This is a genomic window from Burkholderia perseverans (assembly GCF_022870505.1).
Classification (GTDB): Bacteria; Pseudomonadota; Gammaproteobacteria; order Burkholderiales; family Burkholderiaceae; genus Burkholderia; species Burkholderia plantarii.
The window spans coordinates 2,404,436-2,421,263 of the sequence record NZ_CP045093.1 but is presented as its reverse complement, the minus strand read 5'-3'; the positions used below and the strand labels follow the sequence as shown (position 1 = coordinate 2,421,263).

The window sequence follows — 16,828 nt, the reverse complement described above, 5'->3', positions numbered from 1 at the left end:
CGTCCGTCGCAATGAATCTTCACAAGGAGAAAAAAGCTCATGAAACTCGTCCGTTTCGCCCTGACCGCCGCCATGCTGGCGGCCTGCGCCGCGCCGGTCCTGCCGGCCCGCGCCCAGACCGAGGCCGCCTCGATCACCGCCGCGAACCCGCTGCCCGATACCGACCGGCAGTTCGTACAGGCCGCGAGCATGTCGTCCTCGACCGAGATCGACGCGGGCAAGCTCGCGGTGACGCATACGCACGACAAGGACGTGAGGTCGTTCGCGCACCGGATGCGGGCCGACCACACGAAGCTGACCGTGCAGTTGAAGGCGGCCGCGCCGCAGGGCGTGCAGGTGCCGAGGAACAACGCCGATACCGCGCTGCTCGATTCGCTCAAGCCGCTGCGTGGCGCGGAATTCGACCGTGCCTATATCGAGAAGGTCGGGCTCGCGGGCCACCGCAGCGCGGTGGAGGCGTTCCGGAAGGAAGCCTCCGACGGCCAGGTGCCGCAACTGAAGCAGGCCGCGCAGCAGGCGCTGCCGATCATCGAGCATCACTACCAGATGGCGCAGGCGCTGGCGGCCAAAAAGGGCGTGGCGCAGTGAGGCCGGCCTCGCGGCGCGTGGCTGCCTGCGCGCCGCAACGCGTGCCGTGCGTGCTGCGCCGGCATGCCGGCGCGGCCGGAAAGCGGTCGGGCAAGACCGCTTCGAAGCCGGCCGCCGGCCGCGCGGCGAAGCGCCGGCACGCCGGTTGCGCACGCCACGGATTCTTTCTTTGCGTGCCCGACGGCACCCCTCACCACGGAGAAGCACCATGACGACCCGACACGACAGCGCAGAACAGGCCGACCCCGCCAAGCGTCCCCGCGACGATGGCGACGAGGTGGAGATCGACGATAACGGCACGGTCCGCCAGAAAAGTCACGGCAGCATGGACGCCACCATGATCCCGCAGAAGCCGGAGCCGGACCGCGGGCCCTACCAGCCGGCACCGGGCCATCTCGACGATCCGAAGACGATCGAGCCGCGCGGCGGTGCCGATCCGGCGGCCTGAGCCGCCAAAGGGGCCACCGCGCCGGCGGCGCGTCCGCCTCAGCGCGACGCCGGCGCATTCGCGCCGGGCGGCGCGCGGCCGTCCAGCAGCGCCCGGTAGCGCTCGGCCGAACGCGCCACGGCGAGCCGCGCGCCGCTCGTGATCTCGGCATTCGCGAAGCTGCCGTAGACACTGTCGTAGTCGAACGGATCGAGCGTGGCGACGATGCGTTCCACGGCCGAGGCGGGTAGCGGGAGATAGTTCGGATAGCTATACATGAAGGAAACATGCGCCCGATCCGGCACCACCTGCAACACGTCGCCCGACAGCAGCGTGCCGCTGCCGGCCGCCGAGTGCAGCACGGTTCCGCCGGGGAAATGGCCCCCCACCCGCAACAACGTGATGCCGGGAAGCGGCTCGCAGGCCGCGCCGCGCCAATAGCGCAGGGCGCCGCCATCGTGCGCCACCCAGGCGCGGTCGGCCTCGTGCAGCCAGACCGGGCAGCCGAACGCGCGCGCCCACTCGTTCATGGCCGTGTAGTAATGCGGGTGCGAGATCGCGATCGCGGCGAGCCCGCCCAGCGCCGCGACGAGATCGACGGTAGCCGCGTCGAGCAACGCCAGGCAATCCCAGAGCAGGTTGCCGTGCGGCGTGCGCAGCAGCAGCGCGCGCTGTCCGATCGCGAACGCCGGTTCGGTGCGCAGCGCGAACAGGTCGGGCCGCAGCCGGCGCCAGCCGTTGACGTGCGTGGCCGCCAGCGCCTCGGGCGTGGTCCAGGCCTGTCCGGTGGGCGGCACGAATTGCCGTGCGTCCTCGCAGATCAGGCAGCGCGCGGGCCGTTCCCGGTACTGCGTCCCGCAGGCCGTGCAGAGGCCGGGCGCCATCGCGGTCGCGCGGCTGCGCTCAACGGCCCGGCGCGGGCGGGCGCGGGACTTCGGCAAGGTCGCCCTCGCGCACCTCGGCCTGGCGCACGGTGGTGCCGTCCGGTCCCGTTTCCGAAACGTCGGTTTCGAAGGTGCGCTGCGGCTGCCCGGCGCGATCGGCGCGTTCGCGGCCGGTCGCGCTGCCGGTGTTTCCGGCGTCGCCGGTGTCATCGGTGGTGGTGGTGTCGGTCTGACGTGTCATCTTCGCTCTCCTTGTCACAACGAGTGGCTGGGTTGCCTGTCGGCCTGTCACGCTGCATGAGCAACGTGCGGTCCTCGCGCCGCGCGTCGCAGTGCCACGACCGGCACGCGCGGGCCGGTCGGCGAACCGGCGGATTCTGCAACGCGTGTCAAACCTGCCCGTGCCGGCGCGGTCGCGCGCGTCAGCGCTGCGGCGTGGACGGCGACGAGATCGCGCCGAGCGCCGACGACACGCCGCCGTCTGCGGACGTCGCGATGTCGCCGAGCGCGACGATGCCGACGAGGCGTTTCCCGGCGTCCACCACCGGCACGCGACGGATCTGCCGGTCTGCCATCCGGCTGCGCACCGCGTCGAGGTCGTCGGCTTCGTGGCACCAGAGGGCCGGGCCGCTCGCCACGCCCTCGATCGGCTCGTCGGGACCGACGCCGGCCGATACCGCCCGCACCACGATGTCGCGATCGGTCAGCATGCCGATCAGGCGGGTGCCGTCGCAAACGGGCAGCGCGCCTACGTTCAGTTCGTCCATCAGCCTCGCGGCGTGGCGCAGTGTCTGGTCGGGTGCAACGGTGGCGGGGTCGCGCGTCATCACGTCGGCTACGGTAGTCATGGTCAGCTCCTGATCAAAAGTAGGGAACGGAACGGTGCGGCCCGGGCAGGCTGCGCTGGCAGCCGCGCGCGGGACGGCACCGCGGGTGACACCGTGGGCGATGGCGCATCGGCCGTTCCACGGCCGCGGACGCCCCGCCGTGCCACGGCACGAGGCGGCGGCACGGGGTGGGGCGGCGCGGGCCGACCTCCGCGCCGGTGCCGATTTTCAATCGTTGCAGCGCGGGCATGCCGCGAGCCGCGTCGCGGGTTGCCGCATGAGGGAGCGTGGCCGGGCATGGTCGATGCATGACGTGGCGGTCGCCGGCGCGCTGGCGCCCGCGGCATTCAACCTGTTTCCGACCATTCCCCGACACGAGGAGGCAACGTGCAACATCCGGCCCATCCCCCGACCATCGATCTCTATCGTGGCCACGAAATCCAGGTCGGCGCGAGACGCAACGCGCGCGGCGCCTGGGTGCCCGAAATCGCGATGTATCGCGACGGCCGCCCGGTCGACTGCCCGATGCCGGAGCCGGTCGGCCCCGAATGGCTGACGGCGGCCGAGGCGGTGCGCGACGGCGTCGAACGCGGGCGCTATTTCGTCGACCACGGCGAGGCATTCGAATGAGCGGCCCGTGCCCACGCCAGTGCGGGCCTCACGACCGGGAGGCACGGCAATGAGCGACCACCGTGTACTGCACGTGTACCGCTACGATCCCGACCGCGACGCGCGGCCGAGGCTGCAGACCTACGAGATCGACCTGGACGCCGGCGACCGCATGCTGCTCGACGTGCTCGGCAGGCTGAAGGCGCTCGACGAGACGCTGGCGTACCGGCGTTCATGCCGCGAGGGCATCTGCGGGTCGGACGCGATGAACATCAACGGCCGCAACGGTCTTGCGTGCCTGACCAACATGCGCGAGATGCCGGCCGAGATCACGCTGCGGCCGCTGCCGGGGTTGCCGGTGGTGCGCGACCTGATCGTCGACATGACCGACTTCTTCAATCAGTACCACTCGATCCGTCCGTATCTGATCAACGACACGCCACCGCCCGAGCGCGAACGTGCGCAGTCTCCCGAGGAGCGCGACCAGCTCGACGGGCTCTACGAATGCATCCTCTGCGCCTGCTGCTCGACGCAGTGCCCGTCGTACTGGTGGAATCCCGACAAGTTCGTCGGGCCGGCCGGGTTGCTGCAGGCGTACCGCTTCATCGTCGATTCGCGCGACCAGGCCACCGCGTCGCGGCTCGACGACCTCGAGGACCCCTACCGGCTGTTCCGCTGCCGCACCATCATGAATTGCGCGAACGTGTGCCCGAAGGGATTGAATCCGGCGCAGGCGATCGGAAACATTCGCTCCATGCTGGCGCGCCGCACCGTCTGAGCGGCGCATTTTTCCGGTGGTGCCGCGCCGCGCCCTGCGCGGCACCGCAGTCCCGGTGGCGTCCGTTGCGGGCGGCCACCCGTCATCGAAGGAGAGCTCACCATGACATCATCCCGTTCCGAACCGCGTCAGGCCGGCCACGCCGAATCGAACGACGGCCACGCGAGCCCGATCGACATCCAGAAGGCGCTCAAGGGCGTCGACTATCCCGCCGTCAAGGCCGACCTCGTCAAGCACGCGCGCGCCGGCAGCGCCGACGACGCGGTGGTCGACCTGCTGCTGAAGATTCCCGACGGCGAGTACGACACCCCGGCGGCCGTGTCGAAGGCGGTCGGCAGGCTGCACTAGCCGCGCGAGCGCCGGCGGCGTGCGCGGCGCCGGCGCCCGCTATCGATAGACTTCCCTGATCAGCGCCTGGACTAGCGCGATGTACGGCGAGCGGTCGTTGAGCCGGTAATTGAGGATCACCGGGGAGCTCACGCGCTCGCTGTCGACCAGCCGGTAGACGAGATCGTGGCGCATCTGGCAGGCCGAGGCCGGGATCAGGCAGACCCCGAACTCGGCCGCCACCAGCCCGAGCGCGGTCTGGATCTCGCGCACTTCATGGACTTCGGCCGGCTCCACGCCGTGCCCGTGCAGCGCGTCGAGCACCTGGTCGGCGAAGCCGGGGCGCGGCTCCTTCGGATAGACGATCAGCGGTTGGCCGGCCAGCAGGCCGATCGGCAGCGGCTCAGCCGTGCCGGCCAGCGGCGAGGATTTCGGCACCGCCACCGCGAGCCGTTCCTCGTGGACCACGATGCCGGCCACGCCCGGATCGCTGTGGCGCACGCGCCCGAAGCCGAGATCGATGCGGCCCGCCTTCAGCGCGTCGAGCTGCTCGATCGACATCAGTTCCACCATCCGGATCTCGAGTTCCGGCGCCCGCGCGCGCAGCATCTTCAGCACCGCCGGCAGGCCGCCATAGAGCGTCGAGGCCACGAAGCCGATCGACAGCACGGCGCGCTGGTGCAGGCCCACGCGGCGCGTGGCTTCGCGCGTCTGCTCGACGCGTCCGAGGATCTGGATCGCCTGCTCGTGCAGCAGCCGGCCCGCGTCGGTCAGCTGCACCGGCCGGCTGTCGCGAATCACCAGCTGCACGCCGAGCTCCTCCTCCAGCAGCTGGATCTGGCGGCTCAGCGGCGGCTGCGCGATGTGCAGCTGCGCGGCGGCGCGCGTGAAGTTGCGTTCGCGCGCGACGGCGACGAAATAACGGAGTTGGCGAAGATCCATGGCGGCCGGGGCGGCGTGCGCGGCGGAGGGTTGGGGAGGGTGGGAGGAGGCGGTGCACGATATCTTAAAGGTATCGTGCGGGATAAAAAAGGTGTTGGACGGGCCGCCGCCGCGCGCCGTATAAATCGATGCCATGAACTCCGCTCCCGCCGTTTCCGCCGCTCCCACCACTTTCGCCCCGTCCCGCGCCACCGTCGAACGCGTCGAAACCTCGCTCGTCGATCTGCCCACGATCCGGCCGCACAAGCTGTCGGTGGCCACCATGCACGGGCAAACCCTGATGCTGGTGAAGGTATTCTGCAGCGACGGCGTGGTCGGCATCGGCGAGGGCACCACCATCGCCGGCATGGCCTACGGGCCGGAAAGCCCGGAGGCGATGAAGCTCGCGATCGACGCCTATTTCGCGCCGGCCATGATCGGCCGCGACGCCACGCGCGTGCAGGCGCTGATGGCGCATCTCGGCAAGCTGGTGCGCGTCAGCCACTTCGCCAAGAGCGCGCTGGAGACGGCGCTGCTCGACGCGCACGGCAAGCGGCTCGGCGTGCCGGTGAGCGAGCTGCTCGGCGGGCGCCGGCGCGAACGGCTGCCGGTGGCCTGGACGCTCGCCTCGGGCGACACCGCGCGCGACATCGACGAGGCCGAGCGGATGATCGAGGCGCGCCGCCACCGCGTCTTCAAGCTGAAGATCGGCGCGAGGCCGGTCGAGGCCGACGTGCGTCACGTGGCCGAGATCAGCCGCGCGCTGGCCGGGCGCGGCACGGTGCGGGTGGACGTCAACATGGCCTGGAGCGAGACCCAGGCGGCCCGCGCGATTCCCGCGCTGGCCGAGGCGGGCTGCGAGCTGGTCGAGCAGCCGGTGGCCTCGCCCGCCGCGCTGGCGCGCCTGATGCGCCGCTATCCGGTCGCGCTGATGGCCGACGAGATCCTGCAAGGTCCGGAGAGCGCGTTCGAGATCGCCCGGCAGCGCGGCGCCGACGTGTTCGCCGTGAAGATCGAGCAGAGCGGCGGCCTGTTCGCGGCGCAGCGCGTGGCGGCGGTGGCCGACGCGGTTGGCATCGAGCTCTACGGCGGCACCATGCTGGAGGGCGCGGTCGGCACGATCGCCTCGGCGCATCTGTTCGCGAGCTTCGCGAACCTGCAATGGGGCACCGAGCTGTTCGGGCCGCTGCTGATCACCGAAGAGATCCTCACCACGCCGCTCGACTATCGCGACTTCGAACTGACGGTGCCCGACGGGCCCGGCCTCGGCATCGCGCTCGACGAGGCGAAGCTGCGCCGCTTCACGCGCGACGGGCTGATTCGCGTGACCCGCTGATTTCCACCGATCGAAAGGAACCCCACGATGCTTTTCCACGTGCGCATGGACGTCAAGCTGCCGCCCGAGTTGCCGGCCGACGTCGCCGACGCGATCAAGCTGCGCGAGAAGGCCTATTCGCAGGAACTGCAGCGCAGCGGCAAGTGGCGCCACCTCTGGCGCATCGTCGGCGAGTACGCGAACGTCAGCGTGTTCGACGTCGAGAGCAACGCCGAGCTGCACGAGATCCTGACCGCGCTGCCGCTGTTCCCCTACCTGACGATCTCGGTCACGCCGCTGTGCCGGCACCCGTCGTCGGTCCGCGACGGCGACATCTGAGGCCGCCGGCGCGCCACCCCCATACCAACACGGAGACAATCCCATGAACGTTCAGGTATTCCAGACGCAGGAAGCGCAGGACCTGCTCAGGGCCGCGGCGAACCTCGACGACGACGGCGGCGACGCGCGCTTCAAGCGCATCGTCCACCGCCTGCTCGGCGACCTGTTCCGCGCCATCGACGAACTCGACATCACGCCCGACGAAGTCTGGGCCGGCATCAACTACCTCAACAAGCTCGGCCAGGACGGCGAGGCGCCGCTGCTGGCCGCGGGCCTCGGCCTCGAGAAGTACCTGGACATCCGCATGGACGCCGAGGACCGCGAGGCCGGCATCGCGGGCGGCACGCCGCGCACCATCGAGGGGCCGCTCTACGTGGCGGGCACGCCGGTGCGGGACGGTGTCGCGAAGATGGACCTCGACGCCGACGAGGACGCCGGCCCGCTCGTGATCCACGGCACCATCAAGGGACTGGACGGGCGGCCGGTGGCGGGCGCGGTGATCGAGTGCTGGCATGCCAACTCGAAGGGCTTCTATTCGCATTTCGATCCGACCGGCACGCAGACCGCGTTCAACCTTCGCGGCGCCGTGCGCACCGACGCGGACGGCCGCTACGAATTCCGCACGCTGATGCCGGTCGGCTACGGCTGCCCGCCGCACGGCGCGACCCAGCAGCTGTTGAACGGGCTCGGCCGCCACGGCAACCGGCCCGCGCACATCCACTTCTTCGTGACCAGCGACGCGCACCGCAAGCTGACCACGCAGTTCAACATCGAAGGCGATCCGCTGATCTGGGATGATTTCGCCTATGCCACGCGCGAGTCGCTGATCCCGCCGGTGGTCGAGAAGACCGGCGGCGCGGCGCTCGGCCTGAAGGACGACGCCTACCGGGCGATCGAGTTCGACATCGTGCTGACCGCGCGGGTGGCCGGCCGCGACAACCAGATCGTGCAGCGCCGGCGCGCCTCGGCCGTGGCCTGATTCCATGGCTTGATTTCGCTGCCCGAGTCCGGGCCGTGCCCAGCCGGGCGGCGCATCCTGCCGCCGCCCGCCGACCGATCGTTGTCCGCCGGGGAGGAAGCTGCGTGTCCACTGAAATCCACGACGCCGCGCTGCGCGACGTGCTGGCCGTGCTGCCCGCGCGTGCCGACGACCTGGCGCGGCTCGCGCGGCTGGCCGAGGGCGGCGAGCCGGTGGTGACGGTCGTCGGCAAATACAACCACGGCAAGAGCAGCCTGCTCAACGAGCTGGCCGGCAAGCCGCTGTTCGCCGTCTCCGACCGGCGCGAGACCGTGGCGCTGGCGGACGGCCGGCATCTCGGCGTGCGCTGGCTCGATGCGCCGGGGCTCGACGCCGACGTGGCCGGCGCCGACGATCGCCACGCGCTGCGCGCGGTCCGGCTGCATGCTGACCTCCGCCTGTTCGTCCACGCCGCGAAGGAGGGCGAGCTCGACGCGCGCGAGCGGCAGTGGCTCGCGGCCCTGCTCGACGACGACGCGCGCACCGCGCGCCGGACCTTCTTCGTGCTGTCGCAGATCGACCAGCTGGCCGACGACGACACGCTCGCCCAGGTGACCGCCGCGATCGCCGTGCAGGTGCCGGCGGCCGAGCCGTGGTGGGTGTCGTCGGCGCGGCATCGCAAGGGGCAGGAGGGCGGCAAGCGCCTGATGATCGAGCGCAGCGGGATTCCCGCGCTGCAGGCGGCGCTGCGCGCCGCGCTCGAATGCGTGCCGGCCGCGCGGATCCACGAGGCCACGCGGTTGCGTGCCGAGATCGCCGCGCAGCTCGACGCGCTGCGCGCCGAACAGGACGCGGCGCTGGCGCGGCTGCGCGAGCAGCAACGGCAGCAGCGCGACAGCTTCGACCGCGGCCTGCGCGCCGTGATCGACAAGGTCGGCGCGCAGCTTTGCGCGATGCTCGACACGCTCGGCACCGATCACGCGAGCGTGCCCGACACGGCGCGCGATGCCTATGCCAGCACCGCCGGCAAGCGCGAGCGCGGGCAGATCCAGATCGCCTATTCGCGTGCCTGCATCGAGATCGACGGCTTCCTCGCCGGGCACGGCGTGGCCGAGCTGCCGCCCGGGCGCGCGCAGGCGGCGAGCAGCATCCATTCGGTGATGATCGCCGTGATGGGGATCTCCGTGAAATTCCGCAAGGACCTGCGCCGGATGTTCGGCGAGGCGGCCGGACGTGATCGATTGCAGCGCGACTTCACGCACTACTACGAACTGTCGGCGGAGCGCGTGGCGCTCGCGAGCGAACTGGCCGGGCGCGAGCAGGCCCGTGCCGCGACGGCGCGGGCGGCGGCCGCGCTCGACGCATGGCGGGCCGGCGCATGACGGCCCGCGCGAACGAGGAACGGCGCTTCATCGACGCGGCCGACGGGCTCGAGTTCGGCGCGCGCGACCTGTCCGGCCAGTTCGACGCGTTCGAGGCGTTCGACGCCTGGCTGGCCGACCGCGAGACGAGCCTGCGCGAGGCGCGGCTCGGCGCCGACGGGTTGCATGAGGGCAGCGCGCTCGCCATGCAGGGCGCGGCGATCGACGCGGCGCTGCAAGCCGCCGTGCCGGCCTGCGCGCAGCCGTGGATGCAGATCGAGGCGGCCCGCTCGCTGGCCGGGCAGTTCGAGGATCGCGCGATGCTGCTCGTGTTCGGCAAGTTCAACGCCGGCAAGAGTTCGTTCTGCAATTTCCTGGCCGATCGCTTCGCCGCGCACGGCAGGGCGGTGCGGTATTTCCGCGTCGAGGCGGGCCGGCTCGTGGCGGGCGCCGGACGCTTTCGCGAGGGCGAGACCGAAACCACCGCGCAGCTGCAGGGCGTGTATCTGGGCGCGCGGCTGGTGCTGCTCGACACGCCCGGCCTGCACTCCGTGACGCCCGACAACGCGGCGCTGACGCGGCGCTTCATCGAGAGCGCGGACGGCGTGATCTGGCTGACCAGCTCGGCCTCGCCGGGGCAGGTGCAGGAACTCGACGATCTCGGCCTCGAACTGCATCGCGGCAAGCCGCTGCTGCCCGTGCTCACGCGCAGCGACGAATACGAGGAAGACGAACGGGGCGGCCGGCTCGTCAGGCAGCTCGCCAACAAGAGCGCGGCGCGGCGCGCGCTGCAGGAGGCCGACGTAACGGCGCGCGCGGCCGACAAGCTCGCCGCGCTGGGCGTGGACGCGGCGCGGCTGGCCGCGCCCGTGTCGGTGTCGGTGCGGATGGCGCGCGAGCCGTCGGCACCGGAGGCGACGGACGGGGCCGGGAGTGAAGTCGGCAGCGAAGCCGATGGCGAAGCGCTGGCCGCGGCGGGATTCGAACGGCTCTACGCGGCGCTGCATGCGATGAGCGGGCCGGCGCTGGCCTACAAGCGCCGCAAGCACGCCGAGGTGGCGCTGCATCATCTGGACGAGAACCTGTCGCGCGCGTTGCGCGACGAACTGCGGCCGATGCTGGCGCGGCTCGCGACGCTCGCGCACGAGGCGGCCGGGCGGCTCGACGCGCAGCAGGCGCAATTGCGGCGCGAGATCGTGCGGCGCGTGCTGCCGGCGCTGCCGCGCGCGCTCGACGCCCATGCCGCGGCGCGCGACGTGCCGGCGCTGTGCCGCTCGGTGGCGGCGGCGCTCGAGGCCGCGCTGCTCGACGCGATCCCGGCGCAGTTCGGCGATTACGCGATCGTGCCCGGCACGGCGGACGCGCCGGACGCGTCCGGCGCGCGGATCGAACTGCGCGACGGCACCGGTTACGAGGAGCGCGTGGTGGACGGCGCGGGGGAACGGGTCGAGGTCGATTACCAGCGCCTCTACACGGTGCTGCGCGAGGCCGTGCTCGAACGCGCGACGCTCGCGGCCGACCGCGCGGCCGGGCAGGCGCGCGAGGCGCTCGAGCGCCTGCTGGAACGGGCGCGGCGGCTGGAGCAGGTGCTCGAGCAGGGCGCGCGGCGGCTCGATGCGCTCGGGCGCGAGTTGCGCGCGGCGCCGGCGCGGCCGGCGGCCGGCTTATCGGCGGCGCACGCGGCCGGGCGATAGGGCGATAGCGATGGGCTAACCGGCGGCGCGTCGGATCCGCCCGCCGCCGCGCCGGCTCACGCCACCGTCGCCAGATCGCGTCCGCGCGTCTCGGGCAGCAGCAGCGCCGCCACCACCACGATCACATAGGCGCTGCCGGCGCACAGCCCCATCGCGGCGCCGAGCCCGGTGCGCGTGCTGACGAGCCCGACCAGCGTCGGCATCACCGCGCCGATCGCGCGCCCGGCGTTGCCGCACAGCCCCTGCGCCGCGCCGCGGATGCGGGTGGGGAACAGCTCGGCCAGGTAGGCGCCGGTGCCGGCCGCGGTGCCCGACTGCAGCGTGCCGAGCACGAAGCCGAGCACCAGCGTGGCGGCCAGGTTGATCGGCGCCATCGTGTAGATGCTGACGGCCACCGCCTGCAGGCACGCGATGATCACGAAGGTCTTGCGCCGGCCGAACGCGTCGGCCATCCAGCCGTTCAGGAACGCGCCCGCGAACGAGCCGAGGATGTTGATCGCCAGATAGCCGCCGACGTTGGTGATCGACAGGTTCAGCACCAGCTTCAGGTAGGCGGGCAGCCAGGTGATCATCACGTAGTTGCCGCCGTAGATGCCGAGCGTCAGCAGGATCGCCTTGACGGTGGTGGCCCGGCTCGGCCCGTTGAACACTTCCCAGATGCCGACCGGCGCGGCCGCTTCCGGCGCGCCGCGCTCGCGCACGAACACCGGCGCCTCCTCGATGTTGCGCCGGATCCAGAGCACCAGCACGGCCGGCACCACGCCGAGCGCGAACAGCACGCGCCAGGCGAGGTTCGGCTCCAGCGTGCTGAGCAGCAGCGTGGTGAGCAGCACGGCGATGCCATAGCCGATCGCCCAGCCCGCCTGCAGCGCGCCCACCACGCGGCCGCGCAGCTGCGGGTTGATGGTCTCGCTGATCAGTACGGCGCCCACCGCCCATTCGCCGCCGAAGCCGATGCCCTGCAGGCTGCGCGTGACGAGCAGCTGCCAGAACGAATCGGTGAAGGCCGACAGGAACGTGAACAGCGAGAACCACGCGATCGTCAGCTGCAGGATGCGCACGCGGCCGTAGCGGTCCGACAGGATGCCGGCGATCCAGCCGCCGATCGACGCCATGATCAGCACCGTGGTGCCGAGGATGCCGGCCTGGCCGCGCGTCATGCCCCACAGCGCGATCAGGGTCGGGATCGTCAGCGCATACATCTGCGTGTCCATCGCGTCGAGCCCCCAGCCGCTGAAGCAGGCCCAGAACGTGCGCTTTTCCGATGTCGTCAGTTGTTTCAACCATGAAGCCATGAAACGGGTCTCCTCGTGATTCATGTGGGGTTGCGTCGTCGCGCGCCGCGGCGCACGCCGTGGCCCCGCGAGGGGCCGATTGGTGCCGGATGCCGCCCGCTACCGACGGCTGCCGGCGGCGCGCGCGATCACTCGCGGCGCAGCAGGTCGCGCCAGTCCGGCAGCGCGCCGCGTTCGTCGAGCGCGGCGCGCAGCGCCGGCGCCCGCGCGGCCTGCTCGCGCTGGACCGCGGCGACTTCCCGCGCGAGCGCGCCCGACATGCCGAGGCTGTCGAGCATGGCGGCCGCCTCGTCCATCTCCTCCGAGCGGCGCTGCCCGTGCTCCACCACGCGGCCGATCAGGTAGGCCTCGTAGCCGCTGTCCCAGCCGGTGCCGGGAAAGCTCGCGGCGAGCGAGGCCAGCACGCGCGCATCGACGCCGAACGCGTTGGCCGCGAGCATCGACTGCACGCACAGCGCCTCCATGCCCTTGATCATGATGCTGCGGCAGAGCTTGATGGCCGAGGCCAGCCCGACCGCGTCGGCCACCGCCTCGGTGCGCATCCCGAGCCCGTTCAGGCGCCCGGCCAGTTCGGCGGCCCGGGCGCCGCCGAGCAGCATCGGCACGCGGATGCCGTGCGGCGGCACGGGCGCCATCACGGCCGCTTCGACGTAGTCGGCGCGGCCGCCCTCGACCCGTTCGGCGTTGCGCTGCTTGACGGCCGGCGACACCGAGTTCAGATCGATGAACACCTGGCCCGCGCCGAGCAGCGGCGCGCAGGCGGCGGCCACCGCGCCGGCCTGGCTCGCCGTGACGGCGGAGAACACCAGCTGCGCGCCGTCGAGCGCCGCCGCGAGGCTGTCGGCCGCCTGCGCGCCGCTGGCCCGCGCGCGCTGCAGGATCGACTCGCGCGTCTCGGGGTGATCGAGCTTGAGGTCGTAGGCGGCGACGGCGAGGCCCTGGTCCGCGAACGCGCGGGCGAGGATCGGGCCGACTTCGCCGAACCCGACGATGGCGACCGGCTGCGGGGACGGGGCGGCGTGGTTCATGGCGGGGCTCGGTGGCCGGGCGGCGCGGCGGCGATCGCCCGCGCGGCACCGGCGATATCGGAAAAGCCAATGCTATCGCGGCACCGCCGCGCCGAAGCTTGCCTTTTGCATGCGGACCCTTCGGAAATAGTTATCGCCCCCGGTTTGGCCGATCCACCCGAACGCCGCGCGGGCGAGGCGTGGCGGCGCTTCGTGGCGGTTTTCGGGGGTTCTTTTTTCACGATCCGGTGTGTTGACGCTGGGCGGCGCGTCATATCTCATACGCTTATCTGTTGCCCGCCGGCGGTCGCGTCGGGCTCCCCCCAACCAGGACGCGAGTATGGCCCGGATCATTGGCGGCATCGCCGCATCGCACACCCCGACGATCGGTTTCGCCTTCGACAAGAACAAGCGCGACGACGCCGTCTGGGCGCCGATCTTCGAGAACTTCGCCCCGCTGGCCGACTGGCTCGCGGACAAGCAGCCCGACGTGCTGCTGCTGATCTACAACGATCACGTCACGTCGTTCTTCTTCGATCACTACTCGGCGTTCGCGCTCGGCGTCGGGCCGCAGTGGGAAGTGGCCGACGAGGGCGGCGGCGCGCGCGACCTGCCGCCGATCCAGGGCGATCCCGCGTTCGCGGCGCACGTCGGCCGGTCGCTGATGGCCGACGAGTTCGACATGTCGTTCTTCCAGAACCGCAAGCTCGATCACGGCTGCTTCTCGCCGCTGTCGATGCTGTGTCCGCACGATCCCGCCTGGCCGGTGCGGCTGGTCCCGCTGCAGATGGGCGTGCTGCAGCTGCCGGTGCCGAGCGCGCGGCGCTTCTACAAGCTCGGCCAGGCGCTGCGGCGCGCGGTGGAGAGCTATCCGGAGGATCTGCGCGTGGCGATCGTGGCCACCGGCGGGCTGTCCCACCAGGTTCACGGCGAGCGCGCCGGCTTCAACAACACCGACTGGGATCACCGCTTCCTCGACCTGTTCCAGCACGACCCCGAGCAGCTCGCCGACATGACGATCGCCGAATACGCGACGCTCGGCGGCTTCGAGGGCGCCGAGGTGATCATGTGGCTGACCATGCGCGGCGCGCTGTCGGCGAGCGTCGAGTGCAAGCATCGCAGCTACTACCTGCCGTCGATGGCGGGCATCGCCACGGCCGTGTTCGAGAGCGTCGAGCAGGCGCCGGCGCCGGCCGCCGTCGAGCGGCATCGCCGCCACATGGCCGCGCAGCTCGACGGCATCGAGCAGCTGGAGGGCACCTATCCGTTCTCGATCGAGACCGCGGTGAAGGCCTACCGCATCAACGAGTACCTGCACCGCATGGTGGAGCCCGCGCATCGCGCGGCGTTCACGGCCGACCCCGAGGCCAGCTTCGAGGCGGCCGGGCTCTCGGAGCCGGAACGCGACCTGATCCGCCGGCGCGACTGGCGCGGCCTGCTGCACTACGGCGTGATCTTCTTCATGCTGGAGAAGCTCGGCGCCGTGACGGGCGTATCGAACCTGCACATCTACGCGGCGATGCGCGGCGAAACGCTCGAGGCGTTCCAGCGCACGCGCAACGCGCCGGGCGCGCTGTATTCGGTGGCCGGCAAGACGGCCGGCAAGCTGGCCTGGGACCAGGGCCAGGAAGATGAAGCAGGCGAAGCGGGCGGCACCGACGCCAAGCCCTGACCGGCGCGGGCGGCCCGCGCGGCCTGGCCTGACGGCTCGACCCGATGGCCCGGCTCGCGCGTCCCGTTCGTCCGGTTCGACGTATCCACGATAAGGAATACAAATGATCATCGATATTCACGGCCACTACACGACCGCGCCGAAGGCGCTGGAGGCGTGGCGCAACCGGCAGATCGCCGGCATCGCCGATCCGGCCCAGAAGCCGGCCGTGTCGGAGCTGAAGATCAGCGACGACGAGCTGCGCGAGTCGATCGAGACCAACCAGCTGCGCCTGATGAAGGAGCGCGGCCTGGACCTGACCGTGTTCAGCCCGCGCGCGAGCTTCATGGCGCACCACATCGGCGACTTCGAGGTGTCGAGCACCTGGGCCGCGATCTGCAACGAGCTTTGCTACCGCGTGAGCCAGCTGTTCCCCGATCACTTCACGCCGGCCGCGATGCTGCCGCAGAGCCCCGGCGTCGATCCGAAGACCTGCATTCCCGAGCTCGTGAAGTGCGTCGAGCAGTACGGCAACGTGGCGATCAACCTGAATCCCGATCCGTCGGGCGGCCACTGGACCAGCCCGCCGCTGTCGGACCGCTCGTGGTATCCGATCTACGAGAAGATGGTCGAGTACGGGATCCCGGCGATGATCCACGTCAGCACCAGCTGCAACCACTGCTTCCATACCACCGGCGCCCACTACCTGAACGCGGACACCACCGCGTTCATGCAGTGCCTGACCTCGGACCTGTTCAAGGACTTCCCGACGCTGAAGTTCGTGATCCCGCACGGCGGCGGCGCGGTGCCCTACCACTGGGGACGCTTCCGCGGCCTCGCGCAGGAGATGAAGAAGCCGCTCCTGAAGGACCACCTGCTCAACAACGTGTTCTTCGACACCTGCGTCTATCACCAGCCCGGCATCGACCTGCTGACCGGCGTGATCCCGGTCGACAACATCCTGTTCGCGAGCGAGATGATCGGCGCGGTGCGCGGCATCGATCCCGAGACCGGGCACTACTACGACGACACCAAACGCTATATCGAGGCGCTCGACATCGACGCGGCGACTCGCCAGCAGATCTACGAAGGCAACGCGCGGCGCGTCTATCCGCGGCTCGACGCGGCGCTCAAACGCAAGGGAATCTGACCATGTACGAAATCGGTGTGGTGTATCGCAATATCGAACGCGCGGACGGCGACGTCGCGACCAAGCTGGGCGCGCTCGGCAGCGCGACCGTCCATGAGGCAATGGGCCGGGTCGGCCTGATGAAGCCGGTCATGCGGCCGATCTATCCCGGCGCACAGGCCGGCGGCACGGCCGTCACGGTGCTGCTGCAGCCCGGCGACAACTGGATGCTGCACGTGGCCGCCGAGCAGATCCGCCCCGGCGACCTGGTGATCGCGGCCTGCACCGCCGATACCACCGACGGCTTCTTCGGCGACCTGCTGGCCACCAGCTTCCAGGCGCGCGGCGCGCGCGGCCTCGTGATCGACGGCGGCGTGCGCGACGTGGCCGTGCTCAAGCAGATGGATTTCCCGGTCTGGAGCAAGGCGATCTCGTCGAAGGGCACCGTGAAGGCGACGCTCGGCTCGGTCAACGTGCCGGTGGTCTGCGCGGGCGCGCTCGTCACGCCCGGCGACGTGGTGGTGGCCGACGACGACGGCGTGGTGGTGGTGCCGCGCGCGCGTGCCGCCGAGGTGCTGGAAAAGGCCGCGGCGCGCGAGGCCAACGAGGCCGACAAGCGCGCGAAGCTCGCCTCGGGCGTGCTCGGGCTCGACATGTACAAGATGCGCGAGACGCTCGCGCAGGCCGGCCTGCGCTACATCGACTAGGGAGCGCCGGC

19 protein-coding genes are annotated in these 16,828 nt (G+C 71.1%); 13 read left to right on the top strand and 6 right to left on the bottom strand.

What is annotated here, in order from left to right:
• The first annotated feature begins 39 nt into the window (after window positions 1-39).
• Window positions 40-588, top strand: coding sequence for a DUF4142 domain-containing protein (locus BpN12_RS09925; RefSeq protein WP_246792334.1), 549 nt, complete (start codon window positions 40-42; stop codon window positions 586-588).
• Between the two features lie 208 nt (window positions 589-796).
• Complete coding sequence (locus BpN12_RS09920) at window positions 797-1,036, top strand: hypothetical protein (RefSeq protein WP_246792333.1); 240 nt, start codon at window positions 797-799, stop codon at window positions 1,034-1,036.
• A 38-nt stretch (window positions 1,037-1,074) separates the two neighbouring features.
• On the opposite strand, the gene BpN12_RS09915 is transcribed toward BpN12_RS09920, so the two are convergent.
• The 3 genes from BpN12_RS09915 to BpN12_RS09905 form a co-directional block, all read right to left on the bottom strand.
• Window positions 1,075-1,899: an MBL fold metallo-hydrolase gene (locus BpN12_RS09915; RefSeq protein WP_246792332.1), complete on the bottom strand. Its 825-nt coding sequence runs from the start codon at window positions 1,897-1,899 to the stop codon at window positions 1,075-1,077.
• 19 nt (window positions 1,900-1,918) lie between these two features.
• Window positions 1,919-2,140: a hypothetical protein gene (locus BpN12_RS09910; protein ID WP_246792331.1), complete on the bottom strand. Its 222-nt coding sequence runs from the start codon at window positions 2,138-2,140 to the stop codon at window positions 1,919-1,921.
• Window positions 2,141-2,321: 181 nt separating this feature from the next.
• Window positions 2,322-2,747 carry a CBS domain-containing protein gene (locus BpN12_RS09905; protein ID WP_246792328.1) on the bottom strand — a complete coding sequence of 142 codons (426 nt, stop codon included), beginning with the start codon at window positions 2,745-2,747 and terminating at the stop codon, window positions 2,322-2,324.
• A gap of 366 nt (window positions 2,748-3,113) precedes the next feature.
• On the opposite strand from BpN12_RS09905, the gene BpN12_RS09900 reads away from it, so the two are divergent.
• The 3 genes from BpN12_RS09900 to BpN12_RS09890 all read left to right on the top strand — a co-directional run bounded on the left by BpN12_RS09900 (window position 3,114) and on the right by BpN12_RS09890 (window position 4,461).
• Complete coding sequence (locus tag BpN12_RS09900) at window positions 3,114-3,356, top strand: DUF6566 family protein (protein WP_246792326.1); 243 nt, start codon at window positions 3,114-3,116, stop codon at window positions 3,354-3,356.
• 49 nt (window positions 3,357-3,405) lie between these two features.
• Window positions 3,406-4,113, top strand: a complete 708-nt coding sequence (locus BpN12_RS09895; RefSeq protein ID WP_198257093.1) for a succinate dehydrogenase/fumarate reductase iron-sulfur subunit — start codon at window positions 3,406-3,408, stop codon at window positions 4,111-4,113.
• 102 nt (window positions 4,114-4,215) lie between these two features.
• A complete protein-coding gene (locus tag BpN12_RS09890; RefSeq protein WP_246792324.1) occupies window positions 4,216-4,461 on the top strand; it encodes a DUF2795 domain-containing protein in 246 nt (81 codons plus the stop codon).
• A 39-nt stretch (window positions 4,462-4,500) separates the two neighbouring features.
• On the opposite strand, the gene BpN12_RS09885 is transcribed toward BpN12_RS09890, so the two are convergent.
• Window positions 4,501-5,382 carry a LysR family transcriptional regulator gene (locus tag BpN12_RS09885; RefSeq protein ID WP_246792322.1) on the bottom strand — a complete coding sequence of 294 codons (882 nt, stop codon included), beginning with the start codon at window positions 5,380-5,382 and terminating at the stop codon, window positions 4,501-4,503.
• A gap of 133 nt (window positions 5,383-5,515) precedes the next feature.
• Between BpN12_RS09885 and BpN12_RS09880 the strand changes: the two genes are divergently transcribed.
• The 5 genes from BpN12_RS09880 (at window position 5,516) to BpN12_RS09860 (ending at window position 11,028) form a co-directional block, all read left to right on the top strand.
• A complete protein-coding gene (locus tag BpN12_RS09880; RefSeq protein WP_246792321.1) occupies window positions 5,516-6,697 on the top strand; it encodes a muconate/chloromuconate family cycloisomerase in 1,182 nt (393 codons plus the stop codon).
• Window positions 6,698-6,724: 27 nt separating this feature from the next.
• Window positions 6,725-7,015, top strand: coding sequence for a muconolactone Delta-isomerase (gene catC / locus BpN12_RS09875; RefSeq protein WP_246792319.1), 291 nt, complete (start codon window positions 6,725-6,727; stop codon window positions 7,013-7,015).
• 43 nt (window positions 7,016-7,058) lie between these two features.
• Window positions 7,059-7,994 carry a catechol 1,2-dioxygenase gene (gene catA, locus BpN12_RS09870; protein ID WP_246792317.1) on the top strand — a complete coding sequence of 312 codons (936 nt, stop codon included), beginning with the start codon at window positions 7,059-7,061 and terminating at the stop codon, window positions 7,992-7,994.
• Window positions 7,995-8,098: 104 nt separating this feature from the next.
• Window positions 8,099-9,355: a GTPase gene (locus BpN12_RS09865; RefSeq protein WP_246792316.1), complete on the top strand. Its 1,257-nt coding sequence runs from the start codon at window positions 8,099-8,101 to the stop codon at window positions 9,353-9,355.
• Entirely contained in the window at window positions 9,352-11,028 is a 1,677-nt protein-coding gene (locus BpN12_RS09860; protein WP_246792315.1) for a GTPase, read from the top strand. The genes BpN12_RS09865 and BpN12_RS09860 overlap by 4 nt, the downstream gene beginning before the upstream one ends.
• A 56-nt stretch (window positions 11,029-11,084) precedes the next feature.
• Here BpN12_RS09860 and BpN12_RS09855 read toward each other — a convergent pair whose 3' ends face one another.
• Complete coding sequence (locus BpN12_RS09855; RefSeq protein ID WP_246792314.1) at window positions 11,085-12,323, bottom strand: MFS transporter; 1,239 nt, start codon at window positions 12,321-12,323, stop codon at window positions 11,085-11,087.
• Window positions 12,324-12,451: 128 nt separating this feature from the next.
• On the bottom strand, window positions 12,452-13,351 hold the full coding sequence (locus BpN12_RS09850; RefSeq protein ID WP_246792313.1) for an NAD(P)-dependent oxidoreductase: 900 nt from the start codon (window positions 13,349-13,351) through the stop codon (window positions 12,452-12,454).
• Window positions 13,352-13,670: 319 nt separating this feature from the next.
• Here BpN12_RS09850 and BpN12_RS09845 point away from each other — a divergent pair, with 319 nt between their 5' ends.
• From BpN12_RS09845 to ligK, 3 genes are all read left to right on the top strand, one after another.
• Window positions 13,671-15,002: a gallate dioxygenase gene (locus BpN12_RS09845; protein ID WP_246792311.1), complete on the top strand. Its 1,332-nt coding sequence runs from the start codon at window positions 13,671-13,673 to the stop codon at window positions 15,000-15,002.
• A 103-nt stretch (window positions 15,003-15,105) separates the two neighbouring features.
• The gene (locus BpN12_RS09840; protein WP_246792310.1) at window positions 15,106-16,131 is read left to right on the top strand and encodes an amidohydrolase family protein; all 1,026 of its coding nucleotides are present in this window, start codon (window positions 15,106-15,108) and stop codon (window positions 16,129-16,131) included.
• Window positions 16,132-16,133: 2 nt separating this feature from the next.
• Window positions 16,134-16,817 carry a 4-carboxy-4-hydroxy-2-oxoadipate aldolase/oxaloacetate decarboxylase gene (gene ligK / locus BpN12_RS09835; RefSeq protein WP_246792308.1) on the top strand — a complete coding sequence of 228 codons (684 nt, stop codon included), beginning with the start codon at window positions 16,134-16,136 and terminating at the stop codon, window positions 16,815-16,817.
• Window positions 16,818-16,828 lie beyond the last annotated feature (11 nt).